The sequence below is a fragment of the Trichlorobacter lovleyi genome (genome assembly GCF_015239775.1).
GTDB lineage: Bacteria > Desulfobacterota > Desulfuromonadia > Geobacterales > Pseudopelobacteraceae > Trichlorobacter > Trichlorobacter lovleyi_B.
This window is the reverse complement of sequence record NZ_CP058409.1, coordinates 1,118,804-1,131,569: the sequence shown is the minus strand read 5'-3', so window position 1 is coordinate 1,131,569 and position 12,766 is coordinate 1,118,804. Positions and strand designations below refer to the sequence as shown.

General features: G+C 58.9%; 8 protein-coding genes. 7 read left to right on the top strand and 1 reads right to left on the bottom strand.

Annotated features, from left to right (window positions below; genetic code table 11):
* The first annotated feature begins 58 nt into the window (after positions 1–58).
* Positions 59–5,173 (top strand): MG2 domain-containing protein, encoded by a 5,115-nt coding sequence (locus tag FY034_RS05140; protein WP_265554263.1) that lies wholly within the window; start codon positions 59–61, stop codon positions 5,171–5,173.
* 100 nt (positions 5,174–5,273) lie between these two features.
* Here the strand turns inward: FY034_RS05140 and FY034_RS05135 are convergent, their stop codons facing one another.
* Positions 5,274–6,905 (bottom strand): methyl-accepting chemotaxis protein, encoded by a 1,632-nt coding sequence (locus FY034_RS05135; RefSeq protein WP_265554261.1) that lies wholly within the window; start codon positions 6,903–6,905, stop codon positions 5,274–5,276.
* 489 nt (positions 6,906–7,394) lie between these two features.
* Here FY034_RS05135 and nifH point away from each other — a divergent pair, with 489 nt between their 5' ends.
* From nifH to FY034_RS05105, 6 genes are all read left to right on the top strand, one after another.
* The gene (gene nifH / locus FY034_RS05130; protein WP_265554259.1) at positions 7,395–8,264 is read left to right on the top strand and encodes a nitrogenase iron protein; all 870 of its coding nucleotides are present in this window, start codon (positions 7,395–7,397) and stop codon (positions 8,262–8,264) included.
* Positions 8,265–8,380: 116 nt separating this feature from the next.
* Positions 8,381–8,764, top strand: coding sequence for a hypothetical protein (locus FY034_RS05125; RefSeq protein ID WP_265554258.1), 384 nt, complete (start codon positions 8,381–8,383; stop codon positions 8,762–8,764).
* A gap of 249 nt (positions 8,765–9,013) precedes the next feature.
* A complete protein-coding gene (gene ribE, locus FY034_RS05120) occupies positions 9,014–9,481 on the top strand; it encodes a 6,7-dimethyl-8-ribityllumazine synthase (RefSeq protein ID WP_265554257.1) in 468 nt (155 codons plus the stop codon).
* A gap of 1 nt (position 9,482) precedes the next feature.
* Positions 9,483–9,911, top strand: a complete 429-nt coding sequence (gene nusB, locus FY034_RS05115; protein WP_012469285.1) for a transcription antitermination factor NusB — start codon at positions 9,483–9,485, stop codon at positions 9,909–9,911.
* Positions 9,908–11,227 (top strand): homoserine dehydrogenase, encoded by a 1,320-nt coding sequence (locus tag FY034_RS05110; RefSeq protein ID WP_265554255.1) that lies wholly within the window; start codon positions 9,908–9,910, stop codon positions 11,225–11,227. Before nusB ends, FY034_RS05110 begins: the two co-directional genes overlap by 4 nt.
* A gap of 149 nt (positions 11,228–11,376) precedes the next feature.
* On the top strand, positions 11,377–12,732 hold the full coding sequence (locus FY034_RS05105) for a TrpB-like pyridoxal phosphate-dependent enzyme (RefSeq protein ID WP_265554254.1): 1,356 nt from the start codon (positions 11,377–11,379) through the stop codon (positions 12,730–12,732).
* Positions 12,733–12,766: the final 34 nt, after the last annotated feature.

Below are 12,766 nucleotides of genomic sequence, written 5' to 3'. Positions count from 1 at the left end.
CTCACACGTTAACAAAAAGACAAGCATCATATCCACAGCACCCCTAGAGGAGTCTGTTATGCAACGCCTGCTCACCCTGTTTTCACTCCTGTTTCTTTCTCTGCTGACTGTTATCCCCTCAGGTGCCGCACCTGTTGCAACCGGCCCAATACCGGTGCAGATCACGGTGATGGCTGCCGAGACCAACAAGCCGATACCTGCAGCATCGATCGAGTTCCGGGAAAACACGGGTTCGGGCAGGGTGGTTGCCAACCTGACCGTGGATGCCAACGGCAGCGGAACAGCTAGCCTGCCCAAGGGGACCTATCAGTATCTGACCAGGGCGGCAGGCATGGGCACCAGCCGTAACTACCTCTATCTGGATGGTCAGGAAAAGGCCGAGGCCAAGGTCTGGCTGAACAAGGCCGCCTCACTGTCCGGACGTCTGGTGGATAGTACCGGCAAGCCGCTGGCTGGATTCAGGATGCTGGTTGACCGGTTGTTCAGCGCAATCACTGATACCAACGGCAGGTTCCGTTTTGACAGCCTTGACAGCCGTGGTCATGACCTGATCCTGGAACAGCCGGACTGGGTGCTGGAAAAGTCATTCTACCCCCAGCCTGCTGTCGGTGAGAACAAGCAACTGGGGGATCTGGTGGTGCGCAGGGCAGGCGCTGTGGAGATCAGCGCCAGCCTTTCCAACCACCAACATATGGGTTCTGCTAGCGGTGTCTCGCTATCGTTGAACGGCGGCAGTGTCTGGCGCAGTGCTAAGCTGGACAGCAATGGCAAGCTGAAGATCGGGATGCTGCCGCCGGGCAGCTACACCGTTGCCATCTCCGATGAACGGATGGAGCGCACTGAACAGCAGCTGACCCTGAAAGAAGGGGAACAGCAGCAGCTGGCCCTGGTGGCAACCCCCAGGCCACCCTCCCTGGACCTGGAGTTGTACGGCGATGTGGTCCTGTCCAACAAGGTGGTGCCGGTCAGGGTCTACGGCCTCTGGGTCAACAAGGCCCAGATCAGCATCAACCGGATTGCGCCCGAGGCGATCATCAACAACACGGTTAACCTTGCCAAGCCGGAAGAGATCCCGGATCACCTGCTGAAGCTGCAGAAGAAATTCAACGTTACCCTGACACCGGGCAAAAACGACTACCGTACACGGGGCAGATTCAAACTGCCCGCGCTACCTCCCGGAGCCTATCTGCTGCAGCTGCAGGGGGATGGGGCAACCGCCCGGGTCGCCTTCCTGGCAACCGATCTGGGGCTGGTGGCCAAAACCGCGCCGGACCGTACCCTGCTGCAGGCCCTGGATATCAAGAGCGGCAAGCCGCTTGCCAAGGTGGCCTTCTATGGCTCAGTCCCCGGCAAAGCCGCGGCAACCAGCGCTGCAGACGGCACAGCCTTCTGGAACATCAAACAGCAGGGGCAACGGGTGGTTGGTCGGCTTGGCAACAGCCTGGCCATACTGTCACTGGCTGCGGATGAAGGTGAGCAGCAAGCCAGCGCAATCAAAGGCTATCTCTATACAGAACGGACCGCCTACCGGCCAGGCCAGACCGTTTTCTACAAAGGTGTGATGCGTCAAAAAGCCGGGGATGATTACCAGCTGCCCCCCGCAGGTCAGATCACCATCAAGGTGACCGATTCCGGCGACAAGACCGTTTTTGAAGAGGCCCTCAAAAGTTCACCATCCGGCTCGTTCCATGGCCAGTTTACACTGCCTGCAACCCCCACCCTGGGGGAGTACAGCATCTCTGCCAGCAATGGGGCAGACTCGTGGCAGGGCAGTTTCAAGGTGCTGGAGTACCGCAAACCGGAGTTTGAGGTAAAGCTGCATGCGGACCAACAGTTTCCGCTGTCCGGCAGCCAGATCCCGGTCAAACTTTCAGCCCGTTACTACTTTGGCGCACCAGTGGCAGAAGGGAAGCTGGTCTGGCGGGTCTATGCCCAGCCCTGGTACGCTGATGAACGTGCCGGTGGCGGTTTTGGTGAAGAACCGTATCAGTATGACGGCTACAGCGAGTTTATTGGCGAAGGTGAGGCAAAGCTGGACCCCAATGGTGAGGCCACCTTCACGGTGACGGCCAAAAACCATGAACAGCCGGTCAGATATTCCATCGAGGCCGACGTGACCGACAACGCCTCCCGTCAGGTCACCGGCTCAACCGGCCTGACCGTGGTGCCGTCACTGCTGGATATCAGGATCAAGGGGGAGCAGTACCTGCTGCAGCCGGGCAAACCATCCGGCTTTATCCTGCGGGTGGCTGACTGGCAGGGAATTGCCAAGCCCAACACAGCGGTGGCGCTGATCATTGAAAAACAGGTCTATGACAAAAAGAGCCGCACCTATAGCTGGAAGACCGTCACCACCCTGCACGACCGCACCGGTAAGGATGGGGCAACCCGGATCAGCTACAGTTTCCCGTCATCAGACTACTGGCGGCTGCGGGCCGAGACCTTTGATGAAGGCAAGCGCCGCAGCTATGACGAGACCTATGCCTGGGTCTGGGAACGAGGCAGCAGTTGGGCTGGCAGCTACCGTGAACTTGAGGCGGAGTTTGACAAGAAGAGCTACAAACCGGGCGAGACAGCCCGCCTGATCCTGCGGGCTCCGGCAGTGGGCGGTTCCTTGCTGCTGACCCTTGAAGGGCGCCGCATCCATCAGAGCAGGATCATCCCGATCACCGCAGCGGTGCAGGTGGTTGCGATCCCGGTTACCAAGGATCTGGCCCCCAACATCCATGTCTCGGCCAGCACCATCAGCAATGGTCGTTTTTACCAGCAGCAGGGGCTGTTGAAGGTCGAGTACCAGCCGGGCAAACTGGATCTGACCGTGACCCCGCAGCAGCCGGTCTATGCCCCCGGCGATACTGCCAGGATTACCATCAGCAGCACGGCTGAAGGCAAGCCGGTTCCGGCCGAGATCTCGCTGGCCCTGGTGGACGAGGCGATCTTTGCCGTGGCGCCGGAGACCCGCGAGGAGATCTACCGCTTCTTCCGGGGACGGCGGGACCATCTGGTCCGCACGATCCACTCCTTCCCGCGGCTCTACCTGGGGGGCGCATCAAAGGATCTGGCAAAACTGGCTGAAAGCGATGACCTGAAGGGGATCAAGGTCCGCAAGGTCTTCAAGGATACCGCGGCCTGGCTGCCGATGCTGGCCAGTGACAGTAACGGCACGGTCACTGCCGAGGCTGTGCTGCCGGACAACCTGACCAAGTGGCGTGCCACGGCGGTGGGGCACACGGCAGAGCAGCAGTTTGGCAGCGGACAGGCCAGCCTTATCAGCCGTCTGCCGTTCATGGCCCGCCTGGCGCCGCCCCGCTTCATGGTTGCCGGGGACCGGCTGGAGATTCCGGGGCTGCTGAACGATGCGAGCGGCAAAGAGCAACAGGTCAAGGGGCGCTTTGAGGCCACCGGTCTGACCCTGCTGGGCGATACCAACTTTACCGGAACGGTTCCGGCAAGCGGTTCCCTGCGCAAGAATATCGAGGTCACGGCGCAACAGCCCGGCCAGGCCCTGTTGCGGCTGACCGCAGCCGGCAGCGAGGGCAAAGATGCCCTGGAGCTGACCTTCCCGGTGCTGCCCCGCTCCCTGCAGCGGGAACAGGCCGCCAGTATTGCACTGCGCAGCGGGCAAGGGCAGACAACAGTTGCCCAGCCAGTCTCCGCACTGCCGGACAGCGGCAACATTGTCGCCACCTTTTCCCCCACCGTGGCGGACAGTCTGATCCCGGCCCTGGAGTATCTGATCTCCTTCCCCTACGGCTGCGTCGAGCAGACGGTTTCCCGCTTTGTGCCGGCGGTCTATGCTCAACAGATGCTGACGGCCCAGGGACGGAATCTCTCACCATCTCTGCAGGCAAAACTGCCGCAGATCGTGGCTGAGGGGTTGCAGCGTCTGGCTGATCTGCAACATGAAGATGGTGGCTGGGGCTGGTGGAAGAGCGACAGCACCAACCCGCACCTGACCGCCCTGGCCATGCAGGGGCTGGCAACGGCCAAGCGGGCCGGAATAAAATTGGATGAGCAGCTTGTGCAGCGGGGCACCAAGGCACTGGAAAGCCAGCTTGACAAGGCCCGGCCAGAACAGGCGGCCGTGCTCTACCGGGCACTGACCGCCCACGGCGGCAACCATCCCGCTACTGAAAAACGTCTGCTTGATGGTTTGACCAGCCTGCCGCCAGAGGCGAAGATTGCCGTTGCCGAGGCACTGGACAACCGTGGCCAACGGCAACAGGCAGCACAGATCCTGAAGGGACTGCAAGCGCTGCTGCAACGGGACAGCGAGGCTGCCTGGCTGCCTGAAAACGAGACCGGCTGGCGCTGGGGCAGCTCATCCCTTGAGACCACTGCCGCGTTACTCTCAGCCACAAGCCGGATCATGCCGGAAGATGCCGTTTCAGCGGCACTGGCCCGCTACCTGGCCCGCAACCAACGGGGCGGCTGGTGGCAGACCACGGTTACCTCGGCTGCCGGGGTACGGGCCCTGGCTGACTTTGTTGCAGCAAGCGGTGAACTTGATGCCGCCTATACCGCCCGACTGCTGCTGAATGGCAAGGAGCTTGAGCAGTACCGGGTTGAAAAAGGGCGCCTGACCGCTGGCCGCGCCACCCTGACCGCTCCGGCCGTTGTTGGTGCAAACAGCCTGCAGCTTGAAAAATCCAACAACAGCGGCAGTGCCTATCTGGGTGCAACCCTGCAGTACCGTGTACCGGTGGAGCAGGTAGCCAAGGCCGATGGCCTGCAGCTTGAGCGCAGTATCTACCGGATCAGATCCGTACAGAAAAACGGACAGTGGCGGCATGAATACGAACCGCTGAAACCGGGCGAGCCGGTAACCGTTGGCGAAGATCTGGAGGTTCGCCTGAGCGTTAAAAACAGTGCCACCCTTGAATACCTGATCCTGGAAGACCACCTGCCGGCCGGTTTTGAGGTCCGTCAGGCAGACCGTGACCCGCGCTATGCTAACGAGGCCTACTACCAGGGCTGGTACGACCACAAGGAGCGCCGCGATACCCTGATGGCCTGGTTTGTGGGCTACCTGCCCTCAGGCAGCCATGAGTTCCGCTTTGTGGTCTACCCGGAACTGAAGGGAAAGGTCCTGTCGCTGCCATCGGCCATCTGGCCGATGTACCGGCCGGAGTTGCGCAGTGAAAGCAGCCCCTGGCAGGTTGAGGTGCAGTAGCTGGTCTGACTGTCTGTCATCTTCCGATAGCACCATCCCAACAGAAAAGGCCCGCTTGATAGCGGGCCTTTTCTGTGCTGCACGCAACGACAGGTCAGTATCAGGAAAGTTTAAACTGGGCCATCAGCCGCCGCAATTCCTCGCCCAGCGCTGACAACGAAGTGGCCGCGCTTGAGGTATCTGCCGCCCCCTTGGCCGTCCCTTCAATAACATCGGATATCTTGTGGATGTTGCCGGTTATCTCGCTGGTCGTGGCGGTCTGCTCCTCTGCAGCGGTTGCAATCTGGCTGACCTGCATGGTCACGGCATTCACCTGCTCCAGTATCTCCATCAGGGCATGTTCCAGCTGGCCCGCCTCGGCCGCGCCTTTTTCCGTTGCCGCCACCCCCGCATCCATGGAGAGGATGGCAGCCCTGGTCTCCTGCTGAATCGACCGGATCATCTCGCCGATCTCCTTGGTAGCACGGGTCGTCCGCTCTGCCAGTGCCCGTACCTCATCGGCAACCACGGCAAAGCCCCGTCCCATCTCGCCAGCCCTGGCAGCTTCGATGGCTGCGTTCAAAGCCAGCAGATTGGTCTGGTCGGCAATATCTTCAATGGTTGCCACAATGGCGCCAATCTGATCGGAACGTTCCCCCAGCGTGGCAATGGCCTGCGCGGTTTGACGGGTATTTTCTCCCCGTTGGCGAATACCGTCCACCGTATACTTGACCACGTCAAACCCCTTCTGGGTCGTGTTGGCTGCGTGCTGGGCACTCTCGGCCGCTGCGTAGCAGTTGCTGGCAATATCGTTACTGGTGGCTGCCATCTCTTCGCTGGCTGTGGCCACGGTCGAGGCCTGGGCCGCCACTTCTTCTGCACTGGTGGCCATCTGGTCGGCAGTGCTGTTCAGTTCATAGGTGGCTGATGCCAGGCTCTGACTGGTTTGAGACACGCTGGACAGGGTTTTATCCAGTTTTGCAATGAACTCGTTCAACCAATGGGCGGAATCAGCAAACTCGTCTTTACCCTGCACCTCCAGGCGCTGGGTCAGATCCCCTTCACCAGCAGCAATATCCTGCAGACGATGCACCATGTCATCCATCGATTTCTGCATGATCCGCCACAAGGCCAACAACATCAGGTTGATAAGGATGATCGTCACCCCCAGCGTGGTGACCGTGGTATAAAAGGTGCGGTCACCAAAGGCTGTCAAGGCCTTATGTTCAGCCTTCATGTCAGCCGTCAGCTCCTTCTGGGTACCCAGAATCGAATCCTTGATTTCACGCCATTTGGGTGTTTCCTGCTTGACCATCAACTCGATCGCCTCGGCCTGTTTGCCATCCCTGGAGAGCTTGATCACCTCATCCTTGATAGCCCCCCCCTCATCCCAGAGCGGCGCCAGTTTCTGCAGCTTTGCCTCATACCCCTTCAGTCCCTTGGCCAGCTTGAGACCGTCACCAAGGAGCACCTTGAAGTCTTCCGAGGCCTTTTTGTAATTATTGAAGGCCTTTTCATCAGCAGGGTTCAGGATAACATTCCGGATCGCCTGTTCAGTCTGGAGCCCCTGGGCATACAGCCCTTTTACCGTCAATGCCAGGGCCTGATATTTATCGACAAACAGATCAACCCTTTCATCAGCCCCTTTCATACCGACGTAGGAGACCGCCATGGAGATCACCAGCAAAGTCGTGGCGATAACCCCAAAAATTGAGAATTTCCACAACAGCTTGATGTTTCGAAAAAATGACATAGTCCCCCCTGAACAAAGTTATTTATCCGCACCGTCGTATTTGTTTTTCTAATTATACACAGAGACAACAATCTTATTTTTTAATAATACATAAGCAGACCACAAATTAGAACTGTTTTCTACAACAGTGCTGGTTGCGGTGGTTGCCCTTTGTTTGCTGTCACATTACCCGGCAGCTGTCTTAAATTTACTCATAGTCACCAGCTAAAGCAAGGCAGCACTGCTGACAACACGGTGCTGGATGCCCTGTTTCAACCACTCTACGCAGTTCCTACCGTTCGGCATGGATAGTGTAAGATGGTGCAGTGAGACATCTACGCAGCAATGCAGGCTACGCGGCTTATCCAGACAATCCGCAGCACCAGACAACGAAGGGAGCCTTTAGCTCACAAAGCCAGGGGATCATGGGGCAGCTTCAGCACCATGCAGCGGCTTCTTCTGCTACCTCAAACAGCTCTTGTTCACTGCGGTGAACCAAAGGAGGCCTCTATGAGACAGGTAGCAATCTACGGCAAAGGCGGCATCGGCAAATCCACCACCACCCAGAACACCGTGGCAGGACTGGCATCAATGGGCAAGAAGGTCCTGATCGTCGGCTGCGACCCGAAGGCGGATTCAACCCGCCTGATCCTGCATGCCAAGGCCCAGAACACCGTCATGGACCTGGTTCGCGAACTGGGTACGGTGGAAGATCTTGAGCTGGATGCCGTACTGAAAGAGGGATACGGCGGCATCAAGTGCGTCGAGTCGGGCGGCCCTGAGCCGGGCGTTGGCTGTGCCGGGCGCGGTGTCATCACCGCCATCAACTTCCTGGAAGAGAATGGCGCCTATACCGATGATCTTGATTTTGTCTTCTACGACGTTCTGGGCGACGTTGTCTGCGGCGGATTTGCCATGCCGATCCGCGAGGGCAAGGCTGAAGAGATCTATATCGTTACCTCAGGTGAAATGATGGCTATGTACGCAGCCAACAACATTTCCAAGGGTATCCTCAAATATGCCTCTTCAGGCAAGGTACGCCTGGCCGGGCTGATCTGCAACGCACGCAAGACCGACAAGGAGTTCGAACTGATCTCGGCCCTGGCTCGCAAGCTGGGCACCCAGATGATCCACTTTGTGCCCCGTGACAACCAGGTCCAGCGGGCCGAGCTGCGCAGAATGACCGTGATCGAATATTCACCGGAGCATCCCCAGGCCCAGGAGTATCTGACCCTGGCCCAGAAAATCAGCGACAACAAGATGCTGGTTATCCCGACCCCGCTGGAGATGGAGGAACTGGAAGAGCTGCTGATGGAGTTCGGGATCATGGAGGCCGAAGACGAAAGCGTGGTTGGCGTGGCGGAAGTCGTTGCCGGCTAGGCCGGTATTCTGCCATACAACAGCAGCAAAGGGGTTAGTGATCTGTCACTGGCCCCTTTGCCGTTTCTATGCTACAGAAGTGGCCAGAAACCAGCCGTTGAAAGGAAACTGCAACCATGGCCAAAGGATACAACGCCAATCAGGAACACCTGGCTGAGATCAACCGGCTGGGCAAGGAGCTGGCCAAACGGGCCGGATTCCGCTGTGAATGGTGTGACAGCAAGGATGAGCTGCGCCCCTGGGACCATGCCCCGGACCGGGAGCCTGCACCGGATACCCTGGCCCTGCTCTGCGGACGCTGCCGTGAGCTGGCAGGCGGTGCGGCAGCAGACCCCAACGAGCTGCACACCCTGCGCAACGCCCTCTGGTCTGACATCCCGGCGGTTGCGGAAGGGGTGGCGCTGGTTCTGATCCGTTCCCGCCAGCCCTGGGTACGTGAGGCGATTGAGGAGAGCCTGATTGCCGAGGAGACACGCAACCGTCTGCTGGCCCTGCTCTAACAGGCTGTTGAAAAACGTTATGAGGAAGCACGGCTACAAGGCGCACGGCGCACAGCGACTGAGACATAACGTATAGTTAGGAGAAGGAGCGAGCACCGCGCAACGCCGTAGACGGGCTCCGTAGTAGTTTTTCAACAGCCTGCTAAGCGTCGGCAGCTGCATGAAAATCTATCCCCATTGCCACAAAATATGCTATAGAAAAAAACTTTCAGATGAATGAACTCGTGAAAACTCATTAAGGAGTCTCCCATGCCCACGTTTATTGAAGGCAATCTTGACGCAAAAGGCCTGACCTTTGGTATTGTGGTCAGCCGCTTTAACAGCTTTATCTGCGAGCGCCTGCTGGAAGGGGCGATTGATGCCCTGGTGCGTCACGGCGCCAATACAACCGATATCACCGTGGCACGTATCCCCGGCGCCTTTGAGATCCCGCTGGCAGCCAAGACCATGGCGGCCTCCCGGAAGTATGATGCCGTGATCTGCCTAGGTGCGGTCATCCGCGGTTCCACCCCCCACTTCGAGTATGTCTCTTCCGAGGTGTCCAAAGGGGTTGCGTCGGTTTCTCTGGAAAGCGGACTGCCGATCGCCTTTGGCGTGCTGACCACCGACACCATTGAGCAGGCCGTGGAGCGGGCCGGCACCAAGGCGGGCAACAAGGGCTTTGAGGCTGCGGTTACCGCCATTGAAACCGTCAACGTGATCAAGGCGATGAAATAAGATGGGACTTCGTCGCGAAGCACGTGAACTGGCGCTGCAGATGCTCTATGCACAGGATACCCTGCAGGGCAGCCTGCGGGACACCCTGCGGGGGTTCCGTGAAGGGGTTGAAACCGGGGAGCGGACACGGGAGTTTGCCGAGGCCCTGGTGCAAGGTGTGATGGAACATCGCGAGGCGATTGATCAGGCCATTGTGGCCCGTTCAAAAAACTGGGCCTTGTCCCGCATGCCACGGGTTGACCTGAACATCATGCGGATGGCAGCCTATGAACTGATGTTCAAGCGGGACATCCCCAAGAAGGTCAGCATTAACGAGGCGATCGAGATCGCCAAGAAATATGGAGACAAGGAATCTCCCGCCTTTGTGAACGGCATCCTGGATGAACTGGAGGCCTGCCCCAAGGACGAGGAGCGGAGTGATACGGAATGAATGAGATCAAGGTTGGCCTGATCGGCTTTGGCAATATCGGTGCAGGCGTGGTCCGGCTGCTGCAGGAAAATGCGCAAACGGTACAACAGAAGGTGGGTAACGGCATCATCCTGAAACGGATTGCCGACCTGGATATCACCAGTGATCGCGGAGTTTCCGTTGACCCTGCCATGCTGACCACCGATGTGCATGACATCTTCAATGATCCCGAGATCAGCATCGTGATTGAGCTGATCGGCGGCTATGAGCCGGCCAAGACCTTTGTACTGAAGGCGATTGAGGCCGGCAAGCATGTGGTGACCGCCAACAAGGCCCTGCTGGCCCTGCATGGTGACGAGATCTACGCCGCTGCCGCCCGCAAAGGGGTTGAGGTCCAGTTTGAGGCAGCGGTGGGGGGCGGTATCCCGGTCCTGTCAGCCATCAAGGGCAACCTGTCCGGCAACCGCTTCAGCTCGGTCTTCGGCATCATGAACGGTACCTGCAACTACATCCTGACCCGCATGACCCAGGAAGGCGCCGATTTCAACGACGTCCTGCAGAGCGCCAAAGAGCTGGGCTATGCCGAGCCGGACCCCACCTTTGATATCGAGGGGGTTGACACGGCCCACAAACTGGCGGTGCTGGCCTCGCTCTGCTTCGGCACCAGGATCGACTTCAACGCCATCCACACCGAGGGAATCACCGCCATCTCCGGCATTGACATCCGCTTTGCCGAACAGTTCGGCTACCGGATCAAGCTGCTGGCGATCGGCAAACTGACCGACGACAACCAACTTGAGGTGCGGGTACATCCCACCATGATCCCGCTGCGCAACCCTCTGGCCGATGTAAACGGCGTCTTCAATGCCATCCACCTGACCGGTGACTTTGTCGGGCCGGTGCTGTTCTACGGTCGCGGAGCGGGCCAGAACCCCACTGCCAGCGCCATTGTGGGAGACCTTGTCGCCCTTTCACGCAGTATTGCTGCCGGTGTACAAAACCGCAGATCCGCGCCGTTGGGCTTTCTGGACAACACCATCACCACCCTGCCGCTCAAGCCGATGGAAGAGATCATCACCAGCTTCATGCTGCGCTTCACCGCCCAGGACCAGCCCGGCGTACTGGCCGGCATTGCCGGCGTGCTGGGCAAAAACGGCATCAGCATTGAATCGATGGTGCAGACCGCCCGTCACAACGGCGGGCAGGCCGTACCGATTGTGATCAAGACCCACGAGGCCCGCGAAGGGGCGATTCGCACGGCCCTGGCCGAGATCGACAGCTTTGACTTTATCAGTGAGAAGAGTCGCTTGATTCGTATTGAGGACAATTTGGAGTAAAAACGCCCCTTTTCCGTTTTGGCCGTGTCTGTATGCAAAATGGCTTGTGCGGCGTACTACAAGGTACGCCTCCGCGCCATTTCTTCACAGCCACACCCAGAACAAAAAAGTTATCGTTTTTGGGCGATGTCACGGAGGTTTATTAAACCATGCAAACAAAAATTATCCTACCTGAGGATAAACTCCCCAAACAGTGGTACAACATCATCCCTGACCTGCCAGGTCCACTGGCACCGGTTATCTCCCCCCGTACCGGGGCACCGGTCACCCCGGAAGAGCTGCTGGCCATCTTTCCGCCTGCCATTCTGGAACAGGAGATGTCCAGCCAGCGCTGGATCGATATCCCTGAGCAGGTGCGCGACATCTATACCATGTGGCGGCCATCCCCGATGTTCCGGGCTCACCGTCTGGAAAAGGCGCTGGGCACGCCGGCCAAGATCTACTACAAGTACGAAGGGGTCTCTCCGGCCGGCTCACACAAGCCCAACTCAGCTATCCCCCAGGCCTTCTACAACAAGCAGGCCGGGATCAAGCGTCTGGCCACCGAGACCGGCGCCGGTCAATGGGGCAGCTCCCTGTCACTGGCCTGTTCCCTGTTCGGGCTTGAGTGCACGGTCTACATGGTCAAGGTCTCCTACTTCCAGAAGCCGTACCGTAAATCCATGATGCAGTTGTGGGGCGCCACGGTGCACCCCTCCCCCTCTGAAATGACCGAGGCAGGCCGCGCGGCCCTGGCCGAAAACCCGGACTCCAACGGCAGTCTGGGCCTGGCCATCTCCGAAGCGGTGGAGGATGCCGCTACCCACAGTGATACCAACTATGCCCTGGGCAGCGTGCTGAACCATGTCTGCATGCACCAGACCGTGATCGGCCTGGAGGCCCTTGAGCAGTTCAAGATGGTGGGTGACTACCCGGATGTGGTAATCGCCTGCTGCGGCGGCGGCTCCAACTTCGCCGGCCTGGCCTTCCCGTTCCTGTCTGAAAAGGCCAATGGCAAAAAGGTACGCTGCCTGGCGGTAGAGCCGGCCTCCTGCCCGACCCTCACCAAAGGGGTCTACGACTTTGACTATGGCGACACCGCCAAGCTGGGACCGATTGCCAAGATGTACACCTTGGGGCACGACTTCATGCCGCCCGGCATCCATGCCGGTGGTCTGCGCTACCACGGCGAGTCACCGCTGGTTTCCCAGCTCTATGCAGCCGGCCTGATCGAGGCCCGTTCCCTGATGCAGACCGCCTGTTTTGAAGGTGCGCTGCTGTTTGCCAAGAACGAGGGGATTGTACCGGCCCCGGAATCATCCCACGCCGTCAGGGCCGCCATTGATGAGGCACTGCTGGCCAAGGAAGAGGGCAAGGAGCGGACCATCCTGTTCAACCTGTCCGGCCACGGCTTCATGGATATGACCGCCTATGACAACTACCTGGCCGGCAACCTGGAAGACTACGAGTATCCGGCGGAGATGGTGCAGGAATCGTTAAAGCATCTGCCAAAGGTTACTCTGTAAGCACAACCTGCAGCCCCGGTCTTTCCCCGTGCCG